Origin of the sequence: Arthrobacter sp. ERGS1:01 (assembly GCF_001281315.1) — a bacterium.
Lineage (GTDB): Bacteria > Actinomycetota > Actinomycetes > Actinomycetales > Micrococcaceae > Specibacter.
The window spans coordinates 2,790,657-2,816,677 of the sequence record NZ_CP012479.1 but is presented as its reverse complement, the minus strand read 5'-3'; the positions used below and the strand labels follow the sequence as shown (position 1 = coordinate 2,816,677).

The window sequence follows — 26,021 nt, the reverse complement described above, 5'->3', positions numbered from 1 at the left end:
GCGTATAAAAGGTATTGGCCGCTATTGATCCGCATAAGGGGTTTCGGTATTCACCGGCCCGGGGTAATTTAATTACCTCACAATTTACGGGCCCGCGGCCAGCCGAAATGGAAATTTCATCACTTGGGATGAGCGCCGAAACCGGCGATGGTCCAAAGGGCGTAGCAGGAGTGGGTGAAAGATCGTCCGCGGGATCGTGGACTCCCGCGCGGCCGGTTCAGGCCGGGTAGACGGCCACCTCGGCGGCCTTGACCACGAAGAACACCTCGGAGCCGGGTATGAGTCCCAGTTCGGCCGTCGCGGCGGGGGAGATGTCGGCGGCGAGCCGGCCGGCACGGACCCGGATGTGGTCCCCATGCGGCTCCAGCTCCGTCACGGTTGCGGCGAAGCAATTGCGTGGGCTGCCCTGGGGCGGGGACAGGAACACGGAGACGGCCGACGGCGGGAATGCGGCCATGCCGTCCTGCCCGCCTTCCACGTCTGGTCCGGCAGGAACGCCAAGGGGGCCGTCCGTGCCCGGACCATCGGCGGGCGCGCCGGTCAAGCGGCCCGTGACCAGGCCGGCGTCGGACGTCAGGACGGTGGCGCCGGACAGGGTCCCGGTGAGCACGTTGAGCCCGGCCAGGGACGCGGCAAAGGCGCTGCGGGGGTGGGCCAGCACGGCGGCGGTGGGCCCCTCCTCGACGATCCGGCCGTGCTCCATGACGATGATCCGGTCGGCGAGCATGAGTGCGTCGAGGACGTCGTGGGTGACGATGATGGCGCGCCGGCCGGCCAGCACCCTTTTGAGCAGGCTGCGCAGGAACGGGGCGCTGTTGACGTCCAGGGCGGCCATCGGTTCATCCAGGAGCAGCAGCTCGGGGTCCGTGGCCAGGGCGCGGGCCAGGGCCACCCGCTGGGCCTGCCCGCCGGACAGCTGGGCCGGTTTGCGGGCGGCGAATCCCTCCGTGCCCACCTCGCGCAGCCAGTGCCGGGCCGCCTCCGCGGCATCGTGCCGGCCACGGCCCTGGCTGCGCGGACCAAACGCGACATTTTCCAGGACGCTCAGGTGCGGAAACAGCAGCGAATCCTGGGCCAGCAGGCCGATTCCCCTCTCATGCGGCGGCAGCCAAACTGATGGGAGAGCGGAGCGGAACAGCGCCCGGCCATCCAGCGCGGCCGCTCCGGAATCGGGCTTCAACAGGCCCGCGAGGATCTGCACCACCGAAGATTTGCCGGCGCCGTTGGGGCCCATGACGGCCACGGTTTCCGCCGGGCCCACGCGCAACTCCAGCTCGAGGTTGCGGGCGGCCAGGGCGGCGCTGAATTCCAGGGTCACGGGGTACCCGCCAAATCGCGCCCGACGTCGCCGGAGACCATGGCGCGCAGCGGCGACTTCGGCGTGCGGTACGTCAGCGCGACCACCACCACGGCCACGGCTATCAGCAGGAACGACAACGCGACGGCCGTGTCGGGATCGGTCTCCCGCTGCAGGTAGATCTCCAACGGCAGGGTGCGCGTGACGCCCTGCAGGCTGCCCGCAAACGTCAGGGTGGCGCCAAATTCGCCCAGGCTGCGCGCAAAGGACAGCACGGCCCCGGACACCAGGCCCGGCAGCACCAGGGGCAGGGTGACGCGCCGCAATACGGTGGAGGGCCGGGCGCCGAGGGTGGCGGCCACGGCCTCATACTTTTGTCCGGCCGTGCGCAGCGTACCCTCCAGGCTCAGCACCAAGAACGGCATGGCGACGAAGGCCTGTGCCATGATGACGGCCGTGGTGGAAAACGCAATGTCGATGCCGGCCAGGTTCAGGTACTTGCCGATCAAGCCCTCCCGGCCAAAGGTGTACAGCAGGGCCAGGCCGCCCACCACGGGCGGGACCACCAGTGGCAGCAGGATCAGCGCCCGCAGGATTCGCTGGCCCGGAAACGTGGCCCGGGCCAGCACCAGCGACAGCGGCACGCCAAAGATGATGCACAGGGCGGTGCTGGCGGCGGCCGTCTTCAGACTCAGCACCAGCGCGTCAAGCGACGACTCCGAGGTGACGAGCGGGATGAACTGGCCCCAGTTGACCCGCGCCACCATGCCCAGCAGCGGCACCAGGATGAACAATGCCCCCAGTGCCGCTGCAACGTAGACCCAGCGCGGAACGGCGTGGTACTCCCACAGCCGTGGTGCCTTAGGGCGCCCCGAAGCCGGCATCCTTGAGGACTTTCTGGCCGTCGGCGCCGGTCACGAGCTTGATGAAGGCGTCGGCCGCGGCCTGCTGCTTGGACTTGGCGACGGCGGCAATCGGGTATTCGTTGACGGTCGGCTTGGCCAGGCCCAGCGGGATGGCCTTGACCTTGTCGCCGGCGCCCTTGGCGTCGGTCACGTAGACCAGGCCGGCGTCGGCCTCCCCGGAGGTGACCTTGCTCAGCACGCCGGTCACGGACAGTTCCTCGCTGACGGGCTTGAGCGTGATCCCGGCGCTGGCGGCGTCGGCCTTGGCGGCGGCGCCGCAGGGCACCTGGGCGGCACACACCACAACCTTCACGCCCGGCTTGGCAAGATCGGCGAACGTGGTGATGTTGGCCGGGTTGCTGGGCGGGACGGCAATCGTGAGCACGTTGGTGGCGAAGTCGACGGGGGTGCCGGCTGCCATGGAGGCGGCGGTGAGCTTCTTCATGTTGGCCAGGTCCGCGGAGGCGAAAACGTCGGCCGGGGCGCCCTGGGTGATTTGGGTGACCAGCGTGGAGGAGCCGTCAAAGTTCAGCGACACCTTCACCTGCGGGTGGGCCGCCTCGAACTGGGTGGCCAGCTGGGTGAACGTCGCCTTCAGGGACGCCGCGGCAAAGACGTTGAGGGTGCCGGAGTAGTCCGCGGCAGAGGCGGACGACGACGGGGAGGTGCCGGCGTCGTTGGTGGCCGAGCACGAGGACACCGTGGCGGCGAGCAGGGCTGCTGCGGCGAGGGCGGTCAAACGCTTCAGGGGCATTTTCATGAGTCTTTTCCTCCATGGGGGACTTCAACGATCACATTGGTTGACTTGACGACGGCGGTGGCCACGGAACCGGGCTCCAGGCCCAGCTCCCGCACCGCCTCGCTGCTCATCAGCGACACCACCCGGAACGGCCCGCACTGCAGCTCAACCTGGGCCATGACGGTGTCCGCAATGACGTTCGTGACGAGGCCGACGAACCTGTTGCGGGCCGAGCTGTCGCTCCGGTTGGGATCCTCGGGCGGCTGGGACAGGGATTTGGCCAGTTCCGCCAACTCCAGGCCGTCGATGACGATCCGGCCCTGGGCGTCCTTGCTTCCGTTGAGGGTTCCGTTATCCAGCCAGCGCCGGACGGTGTCGTCGCTGACGGCAAGGAAGCGGGCAGCCTCCGATACACGTATGAGTGTCATTTTCCGAGTCTATATCCTCAAATACGGATTGCCGGTGACTTCTGTTCCGCATATGCCACATTGTGATGAAGTTACGCGCCCAGCCCGGCGAGTTGATCGGACAGCGCCATGTGTGCCGGGTTCACCACCCGGGCCTCGGGGTGCATGATGTGCCAGGCCATGGCCTGCGCGGCGCCGACGGCGTAGGGGATCCGGGCGGCAAAGTCCGGCACGAGTGCCTTGATCTTGGCGTTGGAGAAGATGACCGAATGCGATTTGTCCCCGAGCAGGCCCGGGCCGAGCTCCGGCGCCGCGGCGGCGATCGTGTCGCTGGCCACGTGCACCAGCAGCGGTTCGGGCACGCCGGCGGCCGCCGCGACGGTCTGGTAGACGGCATCCCACGGAAGCACCTCGTCGGAGGTGATCGTGAAGCTCTCTCCCACGGCCGCCGCCAGGCCAAACAGGCCCACGAAGCCCACGGCAAAGTCGTCGGTGTGCGTCAACGTCCACAGCGAGGTGCCGTCGCCATGCACCACCACGGGCAGCCCGGCCCGCATCCGGTGTACGTCCGTCCAGCCAAACAGCAGCGACAGGCGCGTGGGATCGTAGGTGTGCGAGGGCCGCACCACGGTGACGGGAAAACCGTTGTCCCGGTAAGCCGCCATGAACAAGTCCTCGCAGGCAATCTTGTCCCGCGAATACTGCCAGAACGGGTTCCGCAGCGGCGTCGATTCCGTGATGGGGAGCCTGGCCGGCGGCTTTTGGTAGGCCGACGCCGTGCTGATGAACAGGTACTGCCCGCACCGCCCCGTGAACAGTTCGACGGCGTTGCGTGCCTGTTCGGGCGTGAAGGAGAGGAAGTCGGCCACCACGTCAAAGGTCCGGTTTCCCAGGGCGGCACGGACCGCGTGGGGGTCGCGAACATCCGCCACCAGGACCTCGACGCCGGGCGGCACCGGGCGGTACGTCGTGGTCCCCCGGCCGAGCACCGTGACGGTGAACCCCAGGCCGACCGCGCGGGCCACGGAGGCGGCGCTGATGACGCCCGTGCCGCCCAGGAACAACACCCGCGGCCCGGTCAGCGGGACGGGCAGGTGGGCTGCCCCGGACAGCAGGCCGCCAGGCCCGTAGCCCTGATGCCCGGCGTGCCACGGCGTGCCGGGCCAGGGGGCGGAGCCGGCGTGTTCGGCTGCCGGTCCCGGGCCAAGCCCGACCCGGACGTCGTCGGTGAAACCGCTCACCAGGCGTAGTCCTCCGGCGCCGTCTTGGGGCCCGGAAAGATCTCGTCCAGGCGGGACAGCGCTGCCTCGTCCAGGGAGACGTCGAGGGCCCGCAGCCCGGCCTCCAGCTGGGCCGCCGTGCGCGGGCCGATGATCGGGGCCGTGACGGCCGGCTGGTGCAGCAGCCAGGCCAGGGCCACGTCCCCGGGCGCATGGCCCAGCTCCGCGGCGAACGCCTCGAAGGCGGCGATGGCGTCATGGGACTTGGCCAGCGCGTCGGCGGCGCGGCCTTCGGAGCGACGCACGCCGTCGTTCTGCTTTTGCAGCACCCCGCCCAGCAGCCCGCCGTGCAGCGGCGACCACGGCAGCAGCCCCAGCCCGTAGTGTTGCGCGGCCGGAATGACCTCCCGCTCCACGCTGCGTTGCATGAGGTTGTAGATGGACTGTTCGCTCACCAGGCCGGTCACGGGGCGGCGGGCTGCGGCCTCCTGCGCGGCGGCAAGGTGCCAGCCGGCAAAGTTGGAGCTGCCCGCATACAGGATCTTGCCCTGCGTGATCGCCACGTCCACGGCCTGCCAGATCTCATCCCACGGCGTGTCCCGGTCCACATGGTGGAACTGGTACAGGTCGATGTGGTCCGTTTGCAGGCGCTTGAGGCTCGCATCCAGGGCGCGCCGGATGTTCAGGGCGGAGAGTTTTCCGTCGTTTGGCCAGTCGGTCATGGTGCCGTACACCTTGGTGGCCAGTACCGTCCGCTCACGCCGGCCTCCGCCCTGGGAGATCCAGCGCCCGATGATCTCCTCGGTCCAGCCGCGGCGCTCCGTGCCGCCATAGGCGTTGGCCGTGTCAAAGAAGTTCAGCCCGGCATCGTGGGCCTGGTCCATGATCTTGTGGGCGTCCGCCTCCTTGGTGTGCGGACCAAAGTTCATGGTGCCCAGGCAAAGCTTGGAGACTTTCAGGCCGCTGCGGCCCAACTGCGAGTACTTCATGGCTCGATCCCTTCCTGGCGCACGGCACAGTGCGCAGATAATGCGGCCTGGGTGGGTCCCAAGCCGCAGTATCTGCGCACCCGATGGTTACAGCTTGTCGAAGTCCGCCTCGTCAACCGTGTCCGAGTCGGACGCCGCGGTGATCGCGGCCGGGGCGGGGACGCCGCCGGACTTCAGGGCGGCCAGGCGGGCCTCCACCTCGGTTTGCTCACCCAGGTCCTCAAGGCTGTTGAACTGGGCGTCAAGGCTGGAGGCGGCGAGTTCGTTCTGACCGCGCACCTTGGCCTCTTCGCGCCGGATCTTCTCCTCGAAACGGCTGACCTCGCTCGTGGGGTCCATGATGTCGATGCTCTTCAAGGCATCGTGGACCTGGGTCTGGGCCTCGGCCGTCTTGGAACGGGCGATGAGCTCATTGCGCTTGCTGGAGAGCTCGGTCAGCTTGCCCTGCATCTGGGTCAGGCCGGTCTTGAGCTTGTCGACGACGTCGGTCTGGGCAGCGATGTTGGGAGCCGACGCCTTGGCCTCGTTCTCGGAGCTGATCTGGCGCTGCAGGGCCACCTTGGCCAGGTTGTCGAACTTCTGCGCGTCCACGGGGTTGCCGGCGGTCCGGTATTCGTCGGCCTTGCGGCTCGCGGCCAGGGCCTTGGTGCCCCAGTCCTGGGCGGCCTTGACGTCCTCGTTGTAGTCGTCCTCCAGCATGCGCAGATTGCCGATGGTCTGGGCAACGGCGCTCTCGGCCTCGGTGATGTTTTCCTTGTAGTCGCGAACCATCTGGTCCAGCATCTTTTCCGGATCCTCCGCCGAGTCCAGCAAGGAGTTGATGTTTGCCTTGGCCAACTGCGCGATTCGGCCGAAAATTGACTGCTTAGCCATTCTTTTCCCCTTTTTTCTACTGTTGAAAAACATCCGTGCTTGATCTTTTCTTGACGTGCTGGTGGAACCTGACAGTGAGTCTAAGTGACTTTGCTCCGCTGCGGGCGGGAACGTGCCCAGAAGTTGTGGTTAGAAGTTGCCGCCACCCCCTCCGAAGCCGCCACCGCCGCCGCCGAAGCCGCCGCCACCTCCACCGCCGCCGAAGCCACCTCCGCCGCCAAAGCCGCCACCCCCGCCGAGGATGCCGCCAATGATGCCGCCGAGGATGGCACCGCCCACGCCGTTCATGCCGGAACCGCCGCGGCCGCCGTATCCGCCGCCCATGCCTCCCATGCCGCCGCCGCTGAACCTGTCGACGTCGGACTGGGCGTATTGGATGGCCTGCTGGGCCAGCGACTGGGCCTGCTGGGCGTATTGCAGGGCGTTGGCGGGATCCTTGTCCGCGATGGTCATCGCGTAGTCAAGGTTGCGTTCGGCCTCGGACAGCCGGGTCCGGGCCTCGGAGCCGACGCCGCCGCGGCGGGCGGCAATGAAGTCCTGGGCCGCGGAAATGTGCGCCTGCGCCCCGGCAATGGTTTGTGACAGGGCAGCCTGGGCCCGCAGCGCCTGCTGCTGTTGGTCGCGAATGCCGGTGAGCAGCTCATCGAGCTGGCCGTGGGCACCCTGGACCGCGCCCAACAGGGCCACGGGATCGCTCTTGCCGGCCGAGCTTTGGGCCTTGACGTCGTTGAGGGTTGCTTCCGCGGCCGCCACGGTGGGGGCGTAGCGGGAGAATTCGCCCGAGGCGACCATTGATTTGGCCTGTTCGAGGTCGGCCAGTGCCGCTGGCAGGGCCGATTCCAGCGCTGTCGAGGCGTCCTTGATGGCCGCTTCGCGTTTGTCGATGGCTTCCAGCAGCACCCCGTATTGGAGCAGGCTTTCCTCGGCGGCCTTCACGGAGAGGGCGGCGTTGGCGGTGTCGCCGGCGGCCAGCTTGGCATCGGCGTCGGCCGCGGCCGAGTCCACGAAGTCCAGCCGTTCAGTGGCCTGCTTGACGTTGTCGCGCACCGTGGCGACGGCCGATTCCGAATACTGGGCGGTGAGGCCGGCCAGCGATTGTTCCGCGGCGGCGACGGCGGTCCTTGCCGTTGCCGTCTGGGACCGGATGGTGCCCAGCACCTGCGGCGCCGTGCGTTCAAGTTCGCGCAACTCGTCGAAGGAGGCCTTTTCGGCCTCCAGGGCGGCGTTGGCATCCTCGGAGCGCTTGATGATTTCGCCCAGCCAGCTGCGCTGCTCATCGATGGTGTCCGGGATTTCGTCGTCGAGCTGTTGCTGGAGCTTGAACGATTCGCTCAGGTGCGTCTTGGCGCTCTCCAGGGCGGCCGCGAAGGGCTTCACGGCGTCCTCTCCGTAGGACGCCTGGGCGAAGCCGATCTCGTGCTCGCTTGACTTGATGGCGTCGTCGGCCGCGATGAGCAGCGAGCCGGCCTTGCTGCGCAGCTCCGCGATCGTCATGCCCGCGTTGGGGTCAAGCGCCTTGCCGTCGGGACCGTAGCCCTTGGCCGTGGCCTCCGTGGCAGCCTTCTTGCGCCGGTTGCGAATCACCAGGGCCGTGCCCGCGCCGCCCACGACGACGACGCCGCCAACTCCGAGTGCCACGAGACCGCCCGTGGCATTGGGGACGGTGCCCTTGCCGCCGCCGGCCGCATCGCCCGTCGCGGCCGCTGCATCGATGGCCGCCTGTGCCCAGTTCCCCGCGGAAAGCTGGGGTTTGATCGCATTGGATTGGATGCTGGAACCCTGGGCGGCCGTCAGGAAGGTGTTGGTTCCGCCGATGAACGCATACTGCTTGTCTTTGACAGCGACGGCCAGCAGGACGTCGTACTGGCCCATGTTCTTCTGGGCGGCGACCGTCTGGGCCCACGTCTCCGGGCTCTGCCCGTCAAAGCTGTCCACATAGACCGCGAAGAGCGTGACGCCGTGGTCCTTGCTCAATTTCGTGATGGCGTTCTGGACGTCGGCCTTCTTGCCGCCGAGCACATTGGCGTCATCCACGATGTAGCTGCCCGGCGCAATGGTCACCGGCGGTTCCGCCCGCACAATCGCGGCCTGCGCCGTGCCGGTCTGCACTGTACTTGCCTGCACTGTAGCTGCCTGTGCAGGGCCGGCCGGGAACACCAGGAATGCGGCAAAGCCCAACGCCGCCAGTACCCGGGAGAGTAACTTGAATCGTGAAAACATCGTCCACCTTTGTATGTGCCGACTGTGCAGGGAACCAGCGCGTAGTTTCACTTTGATTCTAGGTCTGTTTTTTCGTCAGCGTCCACGGCCTCCCGGTGTGGCGCAGCGACGCCACCCCGGGCCGGGACGGCGTGTGGGACATAATTGGAAGACGGAGTTCTTCACAGCTACCTTCCAGCGAACGTTCGTAAACGCATCAGACGTGCCGGTCATGATGGATATCAAGCAAGGGTTCAACAACAGATTTTTCAAGAAGGGCAAGGCTAATGAGCGAGAATATGGCTGGGGACACCAACCGCGAGCAAGGCACCCCCGCAGAAACACCGAAGACACCGGCACCAGAAAACGCAGGGGCCCAGGAAACGGCCGCGGCTACGCCCGTCGCCGATTCCCCGGCCGATCAAGCCCCGGAGACGGCATCCCCGGACAGCAACGCGACGGAACAGATCGCACCGTTCGCCGCCGACCCGGCAGCCCCCGCAACGGGCCCCGCCCAGCCATATCCGGCCCAAACCAACCCGACCCAGCCGATCTACACGCCGAGCCCGACCCAAAGCTGGCAGAACCCGGCCCAGCCGGAACACCCCGCCCAGCCGGCACAGCCCGTATGGAACGAGGCGGGCACCCCCGCCGAGACCCCTCGGCACGTTGCGCCCGAACCCGCCTACCCGGCACAGGAACCCACTGCCTATGCCGCGCAGGACGCCGAGGCGCCCTACGGCTATGAGGCGCAGGAGTCCTACCCGGCAACCGCGGCCCAGCCGACGCAGGCCTACCCGGCAGCGCCGTCCGCCGAGGGGGCGGGCTACCAGCACAACGATTCCACTCACGCGGAAGCCGGCTACCCGGCGTCGAACGCGTACCCGCACGTCCTAGCCCCGGCCGTCACGGCACGCCCCCGGCAGCGCAAGAAGGTGGGGATGGGCCTGTTCGCGGGCAGCGTCGTCGCCGCTGCGCTCGTCGGCGGCCTCGTGGCCGGCGGCACCACCTACCTGGTGGGCCAGCAGAGCCCCAGCACGGTCGCCTCCTCCACCCAGCAGTCCTCGCCGATCGTGGTCAACAACCCGAGCTCGGTCAACGCCGTCACGGCGGCCGCGGCCAAGGCGTTGCCCTCCGTGGTGACCATCTCGGCCACGAGCGGCAGCTCCGGCGGCACGGGCTCCGGGATCATCCTGAACACCAACGGCGACATCCTGACGAACACCCACGTGGTCACCCTGGACGGGGCGGCGGCCCACGCCTCCATCTCGGTCCAGACCAGCGACGGCAAGGTGTACGCCGGAACCGTGGTCGGCACCGATCCGCTCTCCGACCTTGCCATCGTCAAGATCTCGGCCCCCAACCTGGTACCGGCAGTGCTCGGCGACTCGAGCACGCTGAACGTCGGTGACAACGTGGTGGCGATCGGCGCCCCGCTCGGCTTGAGCGGGACGGTGACGGACGGCATTGTCTCCACCCTGAACCGCACCATCCAGGTGGCGTCCTCGGCCGTGCCCAGCACGCCGAGCGATTCCTCGCAGGGCGGCAACGGCGGCTCCGGCGGCGGCAACGGCTTCCAGTTCTCCCCGCCGGACGGCTCCAGCGGCAGCGCGCAAACCGCCACCGGCACCGTGAACCTGAACGTGATCCAGACGGACGCGGCCATCAACCCCGGCAACTCCGGCGGTGCACTGGTCAACTCCTCCGGCCAGGTCATCGGCGTCAACGTCGCAATCGCCTCCGCCAGCAGCTCCTCCTCGAGCTCCAGCGGCCAGTCGGGGAACATCGGCGTCGGCTTCTCGATCCCGATTAACAACGCCAAGCGGATCGCCCAGGAACTGATTGCCAATGGCAAGGCCACGCACGGCCAGCTGGGCGTTTCCGTCCAGGACGCCACGGCGGGCGGCTCCTCCGGATTCACCGTCGGAGCCCAGATCGCCTCCGTGACCTCGAGTTCACCGGCGGGCAAGGGCGGCCTGAAGGCCGGGGACGTCATCACGGCGCTGGGCGGCCAGACCGTCAGCGACGCCTCCTCCCTGACGGCGGCCGTCCGGCAGCAGGCCGGCGGGGCCACCGTGAAGGTCACCTTCACCCGCAATGGCAAGACCATGGAAGCCGACGTCACGTTGGGCACCGCGGCCGCCAGCTAACCATCCGCCACCAGTGAAGGACCAGCCCCCGAACGTGGGGGCCGGTCCTTCACTGGTTCTCAGGCGTTAAGCTTCGGCGAGGACGCGGCCCAGGACCGGCTTCGTGGCAGCCAGTCCAAGCCAGACCAGCCCCATCCCGCCGGCCAGGACCCCGGCAATGACGGCCAGCGAAAGCGGGGCAACGATCAGGGCCAGGCCCGTCAGCGGGAACAGGAGCACCGCCGAAAACGCCGCCGAGCCCACGGTGACGAACCGCACCGGCGCCATGACGGCGCGTTGGCGGGCAGCCTCCATGACGCCGCGCGGCATGCCCAGCCGGTCAAGGCTGACATAAAGATCGCGCCGGTCAAGGACGGCCGCCGCGGCATTGACACCCGCACTGCACGCCACCAGCACGAACGACTCCACCACCGTGATGAGCACCCCGGTGCGCATGTCGGTGAACAGGTTGGCCTCGGGTGCGTTGCCGCCCGCGCCCGCCCCGTCGATGACGGCCAGGCCGGTGCCTGCCACGACGGCCACAAAACTTGTCATGGCCAGCCCGCTGACCTGACGCCACGCGGCCTTGGGCGATTCGAGGATGGTGCGCGCCGCCAGCAGCTTGGCGGGGGTGGCCGCCGTGCGGGCGGACCGCCCCGCCGTCCACTTGAGCAGGAACGGTCCCACCAGGTTCAGCAGCGCCAGGCCGCCGGCAAAGACACCCACCAATATCAGGACCATGACGGCCGCAGACCCGCTCGCGGTCAGCGTGCTCATGACCATATAAAGCACGACGCCGGCCCCGGCCCCCAGTGCGATCCGCACCCAATGCACGGCGGGGGCTTTTTGCCGGGTGCGCACGCCGAGCGGCGAGAGGACCACCTGGCGCAGCCCGATCGCGGCGCTCACGGCGGCCAGCAGCAACAGCGATCCCTCGGCCGCCCCCAGGACCAGGGGATGCAGCCACAGCGCCGCCATGCCCAGCGGCTTGCCCTGGAAGGGAATGAGCGCCACGGCGGGGACTGCCGCCGCGTACAGCACCGTGCCCGCCAGGATGCCGGCGGCGGCAATCACGGTGGACTCCACCACCGTCAACACGCCCACGAGTGCCGGGGTGGCGCCCAGCAGCCGCAGCGTGGACAGGCGTTCGTCGCGGCGGCGCGCGGACAGCCGGGCGGCGGAACCGCCCAGCGTCAGCAGCGGCATGACGAGCAGGGCCAGCGCCACCAGGGCAAGGTTTTGGTATGCGCCCGCCGTGCCGGACGGGTCATCTGCGGGGGCGTTGGTGAAGAAGCTCAAGGCCCCGGCCAGCACCGTCAGCAGCAGGGCGGTGACCAGCGCAAAGGCGGTGGCCGGCAGCGCCGTGACGGCCTTGCTGCCCGGTGCCGGCCGGGACAGGAGCCACAGCACGGGCAGCACGGTTTTCATTGGGCACCCCGCGGCCCGGCCATGAACGTGGTGCCGGCGTCGGGATTGCCAGCAGCGGGAGCCGTGAGGTTTCCGCCGCCGGTACCTGCCACCTCGGCCGGGCGGGCCGGCGGCGCGGGGGACAGGACGCCGTCGTGCATGAAAAGGGTGCGGGCACAGCGGGCGGCGACCGTGGGATCGTGCGTGACCACCACCAGGGTGCGGCCGCGGCCGGAGGTGGCCTGCAGGAGGGCCGTCATGACGTCGGCGGAGGTGTGCGAGTCAAGGGCGCCGGTGGGTTCGTCGGCAAAGACGACGCCGGCGCCCGTCACCTGGGCGCGGGCGATCGCGACGCGCTGTGCCTGGCCGCCGGAGAGTTCCCCCATGCGCCTGTTTTCCATGCCGGCCAGGCCCAGCCGGGCCAGCCAGAGCGCCGACTCCGCCTCGGCGTCGCGGCGGGAGAGACCGTTGAGCATCAGGGCCAGGGCCACGTTTTCAAGCGCCGTCAGCTCCGGGATGAGCAGCCCGGCCTGGAAGACGAAGCCAAATTGTTCCCGGCGCAGTTTGGACCGGCCGGTCTCATTCAGGGCCGTGACGTCGATGCCGTTGTAGCTGACCTGCCCGGAATCGGGGGAGGTGATGCCGGCCAGGGTGTGCAGGAGGGTCGTCTTGCCGGAACCGGAAGCACCCATGACGGCCACCGACTCGCCGGCGGCAATGTCCACCGAGACATTGTCCAGGGCCTTGCCGGCGCCGTAGCGCTTGGTGAGGGAGCGTGCGCTCAAAGTAGCTGTTCTCATGCTTCCACTGTGCCCGGGGCGGGGGTGCGCCGGCATCGGGCCGCGGGCGGAATGCCGGCCGGCCGCCCTCATCCCGGGGGAGGAGCGGCGGGATCCCGTGCGGCGGGAAGTAAAGAATCGACCCATGAAATTCCGGCTCCGGCCCGGCACGAACTAAGCTGTAACGGGCAAGGCCAAGGACGAACCCGGGGATCCTGCCCACCACTGGGCACGGGGACCGGAGCCGACCGTCCATGACACAAAGGACAGTAGTGGAAAACTCAGCACTGAACATTGTGGTACTGGTCAAATACGTGCCAGACACGCAATTTGACCGCCACCTCACAGGTGAAAACCACCGCATTGACCGCGACGAGAGCATCCTCTCCGAACTTGACGAGTACGCGCTGGAAGCGGCCCTGGCCCTCACGGACGCCCGCGGCGGCGCCAAGGGCGGCAACACGGTCACGGCCCTGACGATCGGCCCGGCCTCCGCCGCAGCCGCCGTCAAGAAATCCCTGCAGATTGGTGCCACGGACGGCCTGCACATCAGCGACGAAGCACTCGCGGGCTCCGACGCCTCGGCCACGTCCCTGGCCCTCGCCGCCGCCATCAAGACCCTTGGCCCCGTGGACCTGGTCATCACCGGGATGGCGTCCACCGACGGTGAAACCTCCATCGTGCCGGCCCAGCTGGCCGCCCGCCTGGGCCTGGCCCAGATCACCTTCGCCTCCTCCCTCGAGGTGGATGGCCGCACCGTGAGCGCAAAGCGCGACGGCGACGACGTCACCGAGGAGATCCAAGCCCAGCTGCCGGCCCTCGTCTCCGTCACCGACCAGGCCAACGAGCCCCGCTACCCCAACTTCAAGGGCATCTTGGCGGCCAAGAAGAAGAAGATCACCACCCTCTCGCTGGCCGAGATCGGGCTGTCCGCGGACGCTGTTGGCCATGCCGGCTCGCTGACGCAGGTCACGACCGCCGCGGAGCGCCCTGCCCGTACGGCCGGAACCATCATCACCGATTCGGGCGACGCCGGCATTGCCCTCGTCGACTTCCTGGCCGCGCAGAAACTGATCTAAGGACCACTCATGAGTGCAATTGTTGTTTTCATTGACCAGACCGACGCACCCGGCACCCTGCACCCCGTGACACACCAGCTGCTGACGCTGGCCCGCGGCGCCGGCGAGCCGGTGGCCGTCGTGGCCGGTGCGGTCAGCGCCGAGGTGGCCGCCGAGCTGGGCGCCTACGGCGTGAGCCGCGTGCTGCATTCCGAGCAGGCCGAACTGGGCCAGTTCCTGGTGGCCCCGAAGGCCGACCTCGTGGCAGCAGCCGCCGCCGCCGTGGGCGCGTCCGCCGTGCTGGTGGACAACGGCCCGCAGGGCAAGGAAATCGCGGCCCGCGCCGGCGTGGCGCTGAACGCCGGCGTCATCACCGACGCCGTCTCCGTGACCCTCGACGCCGGCACCTTGGTGGTGCACAAGTCGGTCCTGGCCGGTTCCTACACGGTGGAGGCGCGGGCAACGTCCGCCGTCGCCGTCATCAGCGTCAAGTCCCACAGCGTTGAGGCCGCTGCTGCCGCGGAGGCTGCCGTGCCCGCCGTCGAGGTTCTGGACGTGGCGTTCGCCCCGGCCAGCTTGGCCGCCCGCATCGTCACCCGCACCCCGCGCGCCGCGTCCGGCCGCCCCGAGCTGGAGGACGCCCGCATCGTGGTGGCCGGCGGCCGCGGTGTGGACGGCGACTTTGGCCCGGTCGAGGAGCTGGCCGACGTGCTCGGTGCCGCGGTCGGTGCCTCACGTGCCGCCACGGATGCCGGCTGGATCTCGCACGCCGCCCAGGTGGGCCAGACCGGCAAGAAGGTGTCCCCGCAGCTGTACATCTCCGTGGGCATCTCCGGCGCCATCCAGCAAAAGGCCGGAATGCAGACGTCGAAGGTGATCGTGGCTGTGAACAAGGACTCCGAATCGCCGATCTTCGAGATCGCCGACTTCGGCATTGTGGGCGACCTGTTCAAGGTGCTGCCGCAGGCCGTCGAGGAGATCAAGCGCCGCAGGGCCTAATTCGCAAAAGGGTCTCGACGGGCTCGACCACCGGTGGTCGAGCCCGTCGAGACCCTTTTTTGTTTAAGCCGGGACGGTGCCGATGCCGATCAGGGCGTCCGAGTTCATCGTGACCTGCGGGCCGACTGACTTGATGAACTCGCGGCGGACCCGGGCGATTGCGTCGGGGTCGCGGGGGAGCAGGGTGCGCCAGCCGCTGCCCATGACCAGGTCCCAGGCCATGGCGTCGTCCACCGTGAGCGTGAGCGGATGGGTGGAAACTTCCACGTCCGCCAGGCCGCGCGCCGCCAGCCAGCCGGCGAGGGAGTCCGCGGAGTCGATCTTGGCCATGTTTTGGTTGGCCAGCGGCACCACGCCGGCCAGCCGCGGGCGTTCTTTGATGGCGGCTTCCAGGATCAGCCCGGCAAACGGCTCCAGCGCGCCCTCGATCCACGTGCTCGTGACGAGCCGGCCGCCGGGGCGCAGCATGGAGGCCAGGTGCTCCACGCCGGATTCCATGTCGGCAAAGAAGAACATGCTGTACGAGCACAGCACCGCGTCAAAGGTGCGGTGGCCGCGCCACTGCGTGACGTCGGCCTCGGTCAGCGTGGTGTTGAGGATGCGGCGCTCGGCCAGGTTGGCGGCCGCGATGCGCAGCAGCCCGGTGGAGAGGTCGACGCCGTCGACCGTGCCGTCCGGGCCCACGGCCAGGGCCGCCGGAATAGTGGCGGCACCGGTGCCGCAGCAGGCATCGAGCACTTTCTCGCCCGGCTGCAGCCGAGCTGCCTGGACCACGTCGCGGCCCATGGGGTCCCAGAGTTTGTCGGACCACGCCTCGAATTGCAGGGCGCCGTCGGTGAAAGCCAGGCCGGGATCGCGAGCGGACATGCATACCTCCAAGGGGTGAACTGCTGATGTGGGCCGTAGCTTTGGGTGCGGGCCCGGGATGGGTGGCTAGAGCTTGGCGCCGGCAAAACCGTTCTGCCGCCAGGCCTCATACACGGCAATCGAGGCCGCATTGGCCAGGTTCAGGGACCGCAGCGACGGAAGCATGGGCAGTCGGACCCGGCTGGTCACGCGGGGATCGTGCTTGACGTCCTCGGGCAGGCCCTCGGATTCGCGGCCAAACATGAGCACGTCGCCGGCCTGGTAGGCGATGTCCGCGTAGCCGGCTTCGCCGTCGGCCGTGAACGCAAAGACGCGCTCCGGGGCCAGGGCCTCCCAGGCGGCGTCAAGCGTCTTGTGGACGGTGACGACCGCGAGGTCGTGGTAATCCAGGCCGGCGCGGCGCAGCTTGGCGTCGGAAAAGTCAAAGCCCAACGGCTCCACCAGGTGCAGCTCCGCCCCGGTAATGGCGGCCAGGCGTATGGCGTTGCCCGTGTTACCGGGAATTTCGGGGGTTACGAAGAGGATGCGAAACACGGTTCAATCCTAACGGTAGAGGGAACAGGCGTTTGCTCAGCTGCCCGGATGTGCGGGCCGGCAGGTGGGGCTCAGTACATGCCGCCGAGCAGCCTGCTCAGGAGCTGCAGGTCCACCACGTTGGGGGTGGGTCCGGAGGAGAGGAAGTGTTTGGCTTCGCGGACGAACCGGGCGGGGTTGGCCACGTTCACCAGGTTGGAGCCGTCGGGGTCGGAGCCGCGGGCGTAGTCGATGACGGGTTCGAACAGGTTTCCCGTGCTGCTGTGCACGCACACCCAGGCGGTGACGTTGCATTCGGGGAACAGCTCCTGCATGCGCCGGGTGGCCGGGATGAGTTGCGGCGGCGCCACCACCTTGCTGCCGTGGACCAGCACGCCGCCATCCCAGCGGAACGCGCCGTTGGGCACCAGCATGGAGCCGACGATCGCCATGCGGTAGCCGGAGACGAGCACGTGGTCCAGGTAGCCGTTGTTGACGGGGGCGGTCAGGCCGTTGATGAGCCGTGCCGCCGGAACGGCGGGGAGTACCTGCTGCATGATCAGTTGGGCGGTGCGTGCTTCGCGGGCCAGCCGTGAGGCGGCACCAAAGACGCCGCGCTTGCGGGGTGCGCCGTGGACGGGCTGCGCGGCGGTGGGCCGGGGCAGGATCGGCACCTCGCCGGGGAGCAGGTCCTCGTAGGCAGGGACGTAGATGGCCGGGTCGCCGGCCGTGTTGCGGGTTTCCTTCGACGGGCGAGTGGTGAAGGTGCCGCTGAAACCGGCCCCGGAAAACGGTTCGCCGCCGCTGCGGCCGGGGGACCCGTAGCTGCCGGCTGTGCCGGTGCGCCCCGGTGCGCCCTGATAGGAGCCGTCGTAGATCCGGCGTTGGGCCGGGTTGACGAGGACCTCGTACGCCTCGGTGATCTTGCGGAACACCGCGGGGTCGCCGCCGTGGTCGGGGTGGGCCAGGCGGGCCGCCTTGCGGTACGCAATCTTGATCTCGCGTTCGGTCGCAGTGCTGGGGACGCCCAGGACCTGGTAGTGCGTGAGGTACTTCTCGCTCACCGGTGACCTTTCGCTATTCATCAGGTGGTGCGCCCCAAGTCTAGTGGGGCACCCTGTGTGGAGACTCAATTCCGCCCGGGGCCCTCGCGCTGTCATACTGGCTTTCCCATGACTGCCGCACATTCCGCCGACGACGGCGCCACCACACCTCCGCTGCCCGGCCCGCCGCAGGCCCGGGCCCGGATCCTTTCGATCGCCGTCGCCGTGAACCCGCGGGCTGCCTTTGGCGGCCGCCGCAGCAACACGACCGGCCAGGTCGGCGACATGGCGGTCGAGCGCCTGCGGGCCGCCGGGCACACCGTCACCGTGTTGCGCCGGCGCAACTACGCCGAGTTGCGCGACGCCGTGCTCGCCGCACTCGATTCCGGCGCGCAGGCGCTGCTCGTGGTGGGCGGCGACGGCATGGTCCACCTGGGCGTCAATGCGCTGGCCGGGCGCTCCATACCCCTGGGCATCATTCCGGCCGGCACCGGCAACGATGCCGCCCGCGGCCTGGGCCTTGACCCGAAGGACCCGGCGGCCGCCGTCGAGCATTTCCTCAAAGCCGCCCAGGGGGAGCCGCGCGCCCTGGATCTGGGGCGGATCGATCGCGACGGCAACGGTCCGGTCTGGTTCATGTGCGCGCTGTCCGCCGGCTTTGATGCGCTGGTCAACGAGCGCGCCAACGGGTGGCGGTGGCCGCATGGGCCCATGCGCTACAACCTGGCCATCCTGCGGGAACTGGCGACGCTCAAGCCGTTGAGCAATTCACTGGTGGTGGACGGCGTGCCGCGGCAGGAGCGGGCCGTGCTGATTTCGGTGTCCAACGGCCCGTCGATCGGTGGCGGCATGAAGATCACCCCCGATGCCAGGACCGACGACGGCCTGCTGGATTTGTTCATTGTGGCGCCCGTGTCCCGGCTGACGTTCCTGCGCATCTACCCGCTGGTCTATTCGGGCCGGCACACCGGACACCCCGTGGTCTCGATCGAGCGCGTCACCTCCGTGGACATGGACTCGGCCGGGCTCGTGGCTTACGCCGACGGCGAGCGGATCGGCTCGCTGCCGGCCACGGTCCGGGTGGACCCGGGGGCACTGCGCGTATGGGCGTGAGATTCCAGGCCCGGAGCGGGCGGGCCGGTGTCCTTGCTGCCATGGCCGGCGCAGCCGTGGCCGCCATCGCCCTGGCCGGGTGTACCGTCACGGTCCCCGCGCCCGCCACCGGCGGCACGACGGCGCCGCCCAGCCAGGCGCCCACGTTCGCCGCCCCCACCACCCAGGCCGGCCATGACGCGGCCGCCGTCGCCGCGAAGAACCTGACTTTTGCGGCCGGCAACACCCTCTCCGCCAGGGTGCCGGTCGCCTTCAGCGATGCCCTCGGCCAGCCGTCATTGGGCCGGCCCGGCCCGGCGGCGCCGGAATGGACACAGCGGATGAACAATGTTGCCGGGCAAACCCGTTATACGAATGCGGCCGGCTGTCAGCTGGCGTACTGGGTCAACGGCACCACGGGCCCGCTCGTCACGGCCGGGGACGACAAAGCCTCCACCGTGAGATTGATGGAGTACCTCATCCCGTCGCTGGTCCCCGGCTCGCTGGCCGAGGCCAGCCTGCCATGGAGCGCCGAACCGGGCAGGAAATCGCCCACCATCGCGTTCCTGGGCTACACCACGAGAGCCGGCAAGGGCGTTCCGGCCAGCACGGTGTGGGGCCGCGTGCTGGGAACCGCGGGAACAGGCCTGGTGGTCACGCTGGCCTGCCCCAGCGACGCGCTCCTGGCCGCCACGAAACCACAACTCCTGGCGAAATTGTCCGTGGCCCCGCCCTCCAATTAGACTTTCGGACCCTCGCTCGGCCCGGTGTCCCGGACGTAACGCAGGAACAGCATGGACCCGGCCTTGTGGATTTGGGCCAGCGTCATGGCACGCGGCCCGGCACCCTCGCCGTCTCCGCCCGGCAGGACGTCGGCGATGCGCTTCGCGGTCCCGCCCACCAGCAGGGGCGACACCGTCAGGCACAGTTCATCCACCTTGTCCGCGGCCGCGAAGGTGCCCAGCACGGTGGGTCCGCCCTCGGAATGGACCCGGTGCAGGCCCCTGCCCGCAAGTCCGGCCAGAAGCGCGCCCGCATCCAGCGTGTCCGCGCCGGCGTCCACGACGTCGGCCACGGCGGCTAACGCGGCCCGGCGGACCGGCGGTGCCGCAGCCGTCGTGATGACCAGGGGGCGCACGGGGGCGTCGGTGAACACCTCGAGGGTGGGGTCGAGGTTGAGCGAGCCGGACACGATGGCCAGCGGCGGGTGGACGGGCAGGCCGCGATCGGCCCGCCACGCCTGCGCCTCGGGGCTGAGCAGCTCCCCGCCGTAGCCTTCGGACCGGACTGTTTGGGCGCCCACCAGGATCACGTCGGCGTTCCGGCGCATCAGTTGGAAAAAGTGCTGGTCGTCGGCGTTGCCCAACGCGCCCGAACGCCCGTCGACGGTTGCCGCCCCGTCAATGCTCGAGACAAAGTTGAAGCTGACCCACGTCTTGCTGCCGGGGGCCGTGAAGGGCGCGGCGAGGAGGTCGTCGTCGAGCGCCTGCCCGGACAGGCCGGACTCGGGGAAGATCCGTTCAATCATGGCGTCCTCTTCGTGAAGCGTCAGCGGTGGGCGGGCTGGTTGACGTCGCCCATGTTGTGGCGCAGGTATGCCGGTTCCCGCCAGCCCAGCACGGCCTCGGTCATGCGGATGGCGGAGCTGGCAGAGGCCACATTGTGCATGCGCAGGATCCGGGCGCCGCCGAGGATGCAGATGACGCCCGTGGCCAGCGAACCCTCCAGCCGCTGCGCCTTGTCCTGATCGAGGGTTTCGCCGATGAAGTCCTTGTTCGACACGGCGGCCAGCGCGGGAAAGCCCAGGGCGGCGAACTCGTTGAAACGCCGGGTGATCTCCAGCGTGTGCAGCGTGTTCTTGTTCAGGTCGTGGCCGGGGTCCACGATGATCTTCTCGGCCGGGACGCCCAGCGACAATGCAAGTTCCACCTTCTCGGCCAGGAACGCGGCCACCTCGGCGGCGACGTCGCCGTAGCTGGGGCGGGGGTAGACGGTGCGTGGCCGGGCCAGCGAATGGGTGATGACCAGGTGGGCGCCGGTCTCGGCGACGACGGCGGCCAGCTCCGGGTTGGCGAGCCCCGTCGTGTCGTTGATGACATGGGCACCGGCGGCGATGCTGCGCGCCGCAACCTCGGGCAGGAAGGTGTCGACCGAGATGATGACGTCGCTGGCGGCCGACACCGCCTCAATGACGGGCACTACGCGGTCGCCCTCCTCTGCGGCGCTCAGGGCCGGGCCCGGCGCGAAGGGGACGCCGCCAATGTCGACCCAGTCGGCGCCGCCGTCCACGGCGGCCAGCGAGGCGGCAACCGCCGCGTCCAGCGCAAAGGTGGCGCCGCCGTCGTAAAAGGAGTCGGGGGTCCGGTTCACGATGGCCATCAACGCCACCTGGCGGCTGAAGTCCAGCGTCCGGGTGCCGAACTGGTGCACGGGGTGCAGCAGGGGCGGCGTGTAGAAGGGCGCCGCCGATCCGTGGGCGGTGCGGGCCGGCTCGAAAGTAGTCATCTCCACCATCAAATAGCCTCGAGCGGGATTTGCGGGTCAGCCAGCGCCTGCGTGTCGACCGTGCGGCCGGAGCCGATCAGCTCCTTGATGGCGTCCTGCACGTCCCAGATGTTCACGTTCATGCCGGCCACAACGCGGCCTTCGAGCACCCAGAACGCGATGAACTCGCGTTTCTCCAGGCTGCCGCGGACCACCAGTTCGGCGTCCCTGGTCAGTGCGCCGTAGCCGGAGTACTCCATGCCCAGGTCAAACTGGTCGGTGTAAAAGTAGGGGATGTCATCGAGCACCGCGTCCCGGCCCAGCATGGACCTGGCGGCCACCTTGCCGGCGGCGATCGCGTTGGCCCAGTGTTCGGAGCGGGCATAGGCGCCGGTGACGGGGTGCAGCGAGTTGGCCACGTCGCCGGCGGCGAAGATGTCGGGATCGGAGCTTTGCAGGCTGCCGGAGACCTGGATGCCGTTGTCGATGGCCAGGCCGGCCTCCTTGGCCAGCGCGATGTTCGGCACCACCCCGACGGCCACGATCACCAGGTCCGCGGGCAGCGTGACGCCGGTGGTCGTCACGACTCCGGTGACCCGGCCGGCGTCGCCCTTGATTTCCGCGGCGCTCGCCGGCAGCACAAACCGCACCCCGGCCTCCTCATGGCGGGCGGCAAAGACCGCGCCGAGTTCCTTGCCGATGGCCACCGAGAGCGGCACGTCCTCCAGGCCCAGCAGGGTCACGTTGTTGCCAAGCTCGCGGGCGGTGGCGGCAATTTCCATGCCGATCCAGCCGGAGCCGATCATGACCAGGTTGTGGCCGCCGGCGGACAGCAGCTCCTTCATGGCCACGGCGTCGGCCTTCGAGCGGAAGTAGTGGACGCCGTCGAGCTCCACGCCGGGGAAGGGGATCACCCGCGGTAAGGCGCCCGTGGCAATGAGCAGCTTCGCATACGGCAGCACCGAGCCGTCGGACAGGCTCACGGCGTGGGCGGCGGGGTCGATCGCGGTGGCAGCCGTGCCGGTGCGGACCGTGACGTCGTGTTCGGGGTACCAACTTGCGGGGTAGGGGAGCAGGGCGTCGTCGCCCTCCTTGCCGGCCAGGAAACCCTTGGACAGAGGCGGGCGCTGGTACGGGATCTCCGGCTCCTCCGCCACGATCGTCACCGGGCCCGTGTAGCCTTCGGCGCGGAGGGTGTCGGCGGCGGTGGCGCCGGCCAGACCCCCGCCAATGATCACCATGCCCGCATCGGCACTACTGGTGTCGGCGCCGGTGGGGGTTGCTGCGCTGTTTGACTCGCTCATGATCGAAACTCTTTCCGTGGAAATGACTGTTTCTTGGGAGGAACGACTGCCTGGGGTTGGGGTGGGTGGAAGGGCCGCTTCGGAGCCTTAGCCCGGGAACTGGTCCCGCAGCGGGCCGGCACCGGCCAGGGCGCCGGTGAAGACCGAGGTGCGGGTGGACGTGCCGGCCGCCTGCACCCCACGCAATGACATGCACATGTGCTCGGCCTCCAGTACGACGCCGACGCCGCGCGGTGACAGCGTCTCCTCCAGCCAGTCTGCCACTTGCTGGGTCAGGCGTTCCTGGACCTGCAGGTCACGGGCAAAGAGCTCCACGCCGCGGGCCAGCTTCGACAGCCCGAACAGCCGCTCACCCGGGAGGTAGCCCACATGTGCCACGCCGCGGAACGGCAGCAGGTGGTGCTGGCACAGGGAGTTGAACGGCACGTCCTTGACCAGCACCAGGCCCGCATAACCCTCATCGTTGGGGAAAGTGGTCCAGCTGGTTTCCCGCGGGGTCAGCATTTCGGCGTAGGCGGCGGCCACGCGCCGTGGCGTATCCAGCAGGTGGGGGTTGTCCACGTCGCGGCCCAGGGCGCGCAGGAAATCGGCGATCGCGGCCTGCGCGGCCGGCAGGTCGATCCCGGGCGAGGTAGCCGGCTCGTCGTCGGAGGGATCCTCATAGGCGAGCAGACTGGGGAGGGCGGCGCTTGAGATCGACATGTCCCAACCTTTCTAAATCTTGTATTTTTGACTTTAGAAGGGCAGACTCAAGGCGTCAAGACAATGCGACACAATCCAAAACATCGCTTCCCGAAACCCGCCGCACCCGGTGTGGGAAGCCGCGAAGCAAACCCGGAACTGGAGGCACCATGAATGAGGCGGAACGGCTCCGCGCCGTCGCGTCGTTGGGCGATCCGGTGCGCAAACAGATCTTTGAGCTGCTGCGCAAGGCCCCGGACCCGCTGAGCCGGGACGACTGCGCCGCAGCCCTGGGCCTGCCCAAAAGCACCATCCGGACACACCTTGACCGGCTCGAGGCGGAGAAGCTGCTCCACGTCGAATTCCGCAAGGTGGGGGACCGCACGGGGCCTGGCTCCGGCCGGCCCACCAAGCTGTACACCGTGGCCATCGCCGAGGTGGGCGCTTCCGTGCCCGCCCGCCACTACGACCTCGCCGCCCAACTGCTGGCCGCCGCCGTGCAACGCTCCATCGATACTTCCGAAGGTGTGGAGGACGCGCTCGCCGCCGTGGCGTTCGACGCCGGCCAATCCCTGGGTGCCGAGGCCGGCAGCATCGGGCACGTCCTGGCCGACACCGGCTACGACCCCAGGCCCGACGGCGCCGGCGGCATCATCATGGCCAACTGCCCGTTCCACCGGCTGGCCCAGGAACACACAGGCGTGGTGTGCGCCCTCAACGGAGCCCTGCTCAACGGCGCCCTGGCCGGCTGCAGCGACACCGCCCACAGCATCGAACCCGATCCGGATGCCTCCCACTGCTGCGCGAGGATCGTGCCCGTCCGGTAGCCGGCGCCCTCGGTGGCCGAGCTTGTCGGTGGTCGAGCTTGTCGAGACCCAGTCCGGCCCGAGCCTCTCGGTGGTCGAGCTTGTCGAGACCCGCTCCCGGCCGAGTCTCTCGATGGTCGAGCTTGTCGAGACCCGGTTCCGGCCCGAGCTTGTCGGTGGTCGAGCCTGTCGAGACCCGGTTACGGCTGCGAATTCTGCGCCGGCTCCTCATTGGCGCCACACCCGGCGCGGGTTCGCCGCATAAGCATCGCGGCGTCACGCTTTCTTCACCGAACACGGGGCGAACCCGCGCCAAGCTCTGCACATAAGGGAAACGGCGTCGTCGTCGAGCCCTGCTTTTCGCGCCGAAAACTGAATTCGGTGCCGAGCACTGCCGCAGGTGCGTCATGGTCGGCAACAACACCAGTTTTCGGCGTCAAAACCAGTTCTCGCGACCATCGGGCCGGATCACGGTGGTCGAGACTGTCGAGACCCGGCGGCGACCACGAATCCTGCGCCCGCCGAGCCGTGAGTCCGGCGCCGGATCCGTAGCGCCATTCCCCCTTGCACCGAAAACGGGGCCAAGTCGCGAGAACGGTGGCGATGCACCGTTCCGCGGCTTGGCCCCGTCTTGGGGTGCAGGGCTAGTTAGAGCACGGCGGCCAGGGCGTCGGAGATGCCTTCGCCGTAGTAGCTGTTGTTGTCCAGGGTGCCCACGCAGGCTGCGCCGACGGGAGTCGCGGACGGCATGCAGATGTGGTTCTGGGCTTGCTTCTGCAGTTCGGAGATCAGCTTCTTCGGGGCCCATCCGGGGTGCTGGGACTTCATGAGCGCCAGTACGCCCGCCACGTGCGGGGATGCCATCGACGTACCGCTAAGCAGGCCGTAGCTGTTGTTCGGCAGCGTGGAAAGGATCCGGGAGCCCGGGGCTGCGACGGCAATCGAGTTCAGGCCGCGGTTGGAGAATGAGGACAACTTGCCGGCCTGGTCGGTCGAGGAAACGGTGACCACCCCGTCCAGCTCGGTGGGGATGTCCTTGCACTGGTTGTTGATGCCGCGCGCAATCGGCGTGCTGTCGTTCGGGCTGGCGTTGTCCGTGGTCTTGTTGGACAGGTCGTAGGAGGAGTTGCCGGCCGCGGCCGCGTGCACCACGCCCTGCTTTGTTGACCAGTTGACGGCGCGCTCAACGGCAACCCGCACGGCTGCCTGGTCGGGCTGGTCGTTGCACCAGAATTCCAGCGGGTCGATGTAGTAGCTGTTATTTGTGACGTCCATGCCCTTCATGCCCGCCCACATGAAGCCGCAGATGGCGTATTCGGGGTAGATCGAGCCGGCGTCGTTGACCACCTTGACGGAGGCCATGCGCACGTTCGGGGCCACGCCCACGATCCCGACGCCGTTGCGGGCGGCACCGATGATGCCGGCCACATGGGTTCCGTGCGAGGAGGTGGTGGGGTTCCAGCCGGTGGGGGAGGTGTCGGGACGGCCGGCGTTGGTGCAGTTTACCGACGCCGCGACGTCGATGTTGGCCTTCAAGTCGGGGTGGTTCGGGTCGATGCCGCTGTCGAGGACTCCCACCAGGACGTTGCGGGATCCGTCGGTCAGCTGGTGGGCCTGGTCCGCCTTGATCTGCACCATGTCCCACTGCTCGGTTTCGCGCGGGTCCGCGGCAACGCCGTCGAACGTGGCGTCGCCGTACAGGAGGTCGGACTTGGCGAGTTGCTTGCTGCGGGGCGCCATAGCCTTCTGCCAGGGGACGGGGATCCCGGCCGGCGTGCCCTCCGCGACCGGAATGGTGCGCGTTGCGCCCACCGATTCGACGGTGGAGTAGCCGTACTTGAGGATGTCGGAGCGGAAGTTGGCGCTCTCGGACTGGACGATGACCACGCCAATCTCGGGCCACTGCTGCACGGCGACGCCGCCGGCGGCCTCAACGGCCTTCACGACCTCCTTGGTCTTGTTGGCGTTGGCGACCTTCGCGTTGACGACGTAGCTCATGAGCTGGCCCTCGACGGCGGGAAAAACGACGGGCGTGGACGGCGTGGCTGCGGTTGTTGCCATGGCGCTGCCGCTGAGCACTGTGGACGCGGCGAAGGCGACGGCGCACGCGGCAGCCGCCGTCGCGCGACGGAATGTAGCTGTCTTCATGTAAGAAAATCCCCCATGGATTCGGTGAGTGATGCACAACACGCTCGATACTGCCATTGACAACAGTTATTGACAACCGTGA

At 68.7% G+C, this 26,021-nt stretch carries 24 protein-coding genes; 6 read left to right on the top strand and 18 right to left on the bottom strand.

Annotated elements, in window-relative coordinates; all coding sequences use genetic code 11:
- Positions 1–217: 217 nt before the first annotated feature.
- The 8 genes from AL755_RS16670 to AL755_RS16635 all read right to left on the bottom strand — a co-directional run bounded on the left by AL755_RS16670 (position 218) and on the right by AL755_RS16635 (position 8,650).
- Positions 218–1,318 (bottom strand): sulfate/molybdate ABC transporter ATP-binding protein, encoded by a 1,101-nt coding sequence (locus tag AL755_RS16670; RefSeq protein WP_054011962.1) that lies wholly within the window; start codon positions 1,316–1,318, stop codon positions 218–220.
- Positions 1,315–2,181 carry an ABC transporter permease gene (locus AL755_RS16665; protein WP_054011961.1) on the bottom strand — a complete coding sequence of 289 codons (867 nt, stop codon included), beginning with the start codon at positions 2,179–2,181 and terminating at the stop codon, positions 1,315–1,317. The genes AL755_RS16670 and AL755_RS16665 overlap by 4 nt, the downstream gene beginning before the upstream one ends.
- On the bottom strand, positions 2,159–2,962 hold the full coding sequence (gene modA / locus AL755_RS16660; RefSeq protein WP_054011960.1) for a molybdate ABC transporter substrate-binding protein: 804 nt from the start codon (positions 2,960–2,962) through the stop codon (positions 2,159–2,161). Before modA ends, AL755_RS16665 begins: the two co-directional genes overlap by 23 nt.
- Positions 2,959–3,369: a TOBE domain-containing protein gene (locus AL755_RS16655; RefSeq protein ID WP_054011959.1), complete on the bottom strand. Its 411-nt coding sequence runs from the start codon at positions 3,367–3,369 to the stop codon at positions 2,959–2,961. The genes modA and AL755_RS16655 overlap by 4 nt, the downstream gene beginning before the upstream one ends.
- Before the next feature lie 71 nt (positions 3,370–3,440).
- Positions 3,441–4,430 (bottom strand): SDR family oxidoreductase, encoded by a 990-nt coding sequence (locus tag AL755_RS16650; protein WP_082369597.1) that lies wholly within the window; start codon positions 4,428–4,430, stop codon positions 3,441–3,443.
- Positions 4,431–4,585: 155 nt separating this feature from the next.
- Positions 4,586–5,557 (bottom strand): aldo/keto reductase, encoded by a 972-nt coding sequence (locus tag AL755_RS16645; RefSeq protein WP_054011958.1) that lies wholly within the window; start codon positions 5,555–5,557, stop codon positions 4,586–4,588.
- Between the two features lie 87 nt (positions 5,558–5,644).
- Positions 5,645–6,430, bottom strand: coding sequence for a PspA/IM30 family protein (locus AL755_RS16640; protein WP_054011957.1), 786 nt, complete (start codon positions 6,428–6,430; stop codon positions 5,645–5,647).
- 129 nt (positions 6,431–6,559) lie between these two features.
- Positions 6,560–8,650: a TPM domain-containing protein gene (locus AL755_RS16635; protein ID WP_054011956.1), complete on the bottom strand. Its 2,091-nt coding sequence runs from the start codon at positions 8,648–8,650 to the stop codon at positions 6,560–6,562.
- Between the two features lie 266 nt (positions 8,651–8,916).
- Here AL755_RS16635 and AL755_RS16630 point away from each other — a divergent pair, with 266 nt between their 5' ends.
- Positions 8,917–10,779, top strand: a complete 1,863-nt coding sequence (locus AL755_RS16630; protein WP_237762517.1) for a trypsin-like peptidase domain-containing protein — start codon at positions 8,917–8,919, stop codon at positions 10,777–10,779.
- Between the two features lie 66 nt (positions 10,780–10,845).
- Here the strand turns inward: AL755_RS16630 and AL755_RS16625 are convergent, their stop codons facing one another.
- Both AL755_RS16625 and AL755_RS16620 read right to left on the bottom strand, forming a co-directional pair.
- Positions 10,846–12,186: a hypothetical protein gene (locus tag AL755_RS16625; protein ID WP_054011955.1), complete on the bottom strand. Its 1,341-nt coding sequence runs from the start codon at positions 12,184–12,186 to the stop codon at positions 10,846–10,848.
- On the bottom strand, positions 12,183–12,965 hold the full coding sequence (locus tag AL755_RS16620) for an ABC transporter ATP-binding protein (protein ID WP_082369368.1): 783 nt from the start codon (positions 12,963–12,965) through the stop codon (positions 12,183–12,185). The genes AL755_RS16625 and AL755_RS16620 overlap by 4 nt, the downstream gene beginning before the upstream one ends.
- A gap of 266 nt (positions 12,966–13,231) precedes the next feature.
- Here AL755_RS16620 and AL755_RS16615 point away from each other — a divergent pair, with 266 nt between their 5' ends.
- Both AL755_RS16615 and AL755_RS16610 read left to right on the top strand, forming a co-directional pair.
- Positions 13,232–14,023 (top strand): electron transfer flavoprotein subunit beta/FixA family protein, encoded by a 792-nt coding sequence (locus tag AL755_RS16615; protein WP_054013133.1) that lies wholly within the window; start codon positions 13,232–13,234, stop codon positions 14,021–14,023.
- A gap of 9 nt (positions 14,024–14,032) precedes the next feature.
- Positions 14,033–15,001, top strand: coding sequence for an electron transfer flavoprotein subunit alpha/FixB family protein (locus tag AL755_RS16610; RefSeq protein ID WP_054011954.1), 969 nt, complete (start codon positions 14,033–14,035; stop codon positions 14,999–15,001).
- Positions 15,002–15,064: 63 nt separating this feature from the next.
- Here AL755_RS16610 and AL755_RS16605 read toward each other — a convergent pair whose 3' ends face one another.
- The 3 genes from AL755_RS16605 to AL755_RS16595 all read right to left on the bottom strand — a co-directional run bounded on the left by AL755_RS16605 (position 15,065) and on the right by AL755_RS16595 (position 17,445).
- Positions 15,065–15,868, bottom strand: coding sequence for a class I SAM-dependent methyltransferase (locus tag AL755_RS16605; protein WP_054011953.1), 804 nt, complete (start codon positions 15,866–15,868; stop codon positions 15,065–15,067).
- A gap of 66 nt (positions 15,869–15,934) precedes the next feature.
- Positions 15,935–16,402 carry a tRNA (cytidine(34)-2'-O)-methyltransferase gene (locus AL755_RS16600; RefSeq protein WP_054011952.1) on the bottom strand — a complete coding sequence of 156 codons (468 nt, stop codon included), beginning with the start codon at positions 16,400–16,402 and terminating at the stop codon, positions 15,935–15,937.
- A gap of 71 nt (positions 16,403–16,473) precedes the next feature.
- The gene (locus AL755_RS16595) at positions 16,474–17,445 is read right to left on the bottom strand and encodes a J domain-containing protein (protein WP_054011951.1); all 972 of its coding nucleotides are present in this window, start codon (positions 17,443–17,445) and stop codon (positions 16,474–16,476) included.
- A 108-nt stretch (positions 17,446–17,553) separates the two neighbouring features.
- On the opposite strand from AL755_RS16595, the gene AL755_RS16590 reads away from it, so the two are divergent.
- On the top strand, positions 17,554–18,537 hold the full coding sequence (locus tag AL755_RS16590) for a diacylglycerol/lipid kinase family protein (RefSeq protein WP_082369367.1): 984 nt from the start codon (positions 17,554–17,556) through the stop codon (positions 18,535–18,537).
- Positions 18,528–19,259: a hypothetical protein gene (locus AL755_RS16585; RefSeq protein WP_054011950.1), complete on the top strand. Its 732-nt coding sequence runs from the start codon at positions 18,528–18,530 to the stop codon at positions 19,257–19,259. Before AL755_RS16590 ends, AL755_RS16585 begins: the two co-directional genes overlap by 10 nt.
- On the opposite strand, the gene AL755_RS16580 is transcribed toward AL755_RS16585, so the two are convergent.
- From AL755_RS16580 to folE, 4 genes are all read right to left on the bottom strand, one after another.
- Positions 19,256–20,044: a pyrimidine reductase family protein gene (locus tag AL755_RS16580; RefSeq protein WP_054011949.1), complete on the bottom strand. Its 789-nt coding sequence runs from the start codon at positions 20,042–20,044 to the stop codon at positions 19,256–19,258. The genes AL755_RS16585 and AL755_RS16580 overlap by 4 nt on opposite strands.
- 20 nt (positions 20,045–20,064) lie before the next feature.
- Complete coding sequence (folP, locus tag AL755_RS16575; RefSeq protein WP_054013131.1) at positions 20,065–21,021, bottom strand: dihydropteroate synthase; 957 nt, start codon at positions 21,019–21,021, stop codon at positions 20,065–20,067.
- Positions 21,022–21,029: 8 nt separating this feature from the next.
- Positions 21,030–22,304 carry an NAD(P)/FAD-dependent oxidoreductase gene (locus AL755_RS16570; protein ID WP_237762516.1) on the bottom strand — a complete coding sequence of 425 codons (1,275 nt, stop codon included), beginning with the start codon at positions 22,302–22,304 and terminating at the stop codon, positions 21,030–21,032.
- Between the two features lie 87 nt (positions 22,305–22,391).
- Positions 22,392–23,006, bottom strand: coding sequence for a GTP cyclohydrolase I (folE, locus tag AL755_RS16565; RefSeq protein WP_082369366.1), 615 nt, complete (start codon positions 23,004–23,006; stop codon positions 22,392–22,394).
- A gap of 149 nt (positions 23,007–23,155) precedes the next feature.
- On the opposite strand from folE, the gene AL755_RS16560 reads away from it, so the two are divergent.
- Positions 23,156–23,812 (top strand): helix-turn-helix transcriptional regulator, encoded by a 657-nt coding sequence (locus tag AL755_RS16560; RefSeq protein ID WP_054011948.1) that lies wholly within the window; start codon positions 23,156–23,158, stop codon positions 23,810–23,812.
- A gap of 627 nt (positions 23,813–24,439) precedes the next feature.
- Here the strand turns inward: AL755_RS16560 and AL755_RS16555 are convergent.
- Positions 24,440–25,939, bottom strand: coding sequence for a S8 family serine peptidase (locus tag AL755_RS16555; RefSeq protein ID WP_054011947.1), 1,500 nt, complete (start codon positions 25,937–25,939; stop codon positions 24,440–24,442).
- Positions 25,940–26,021 lie beyond the last annotated feature (82 nt).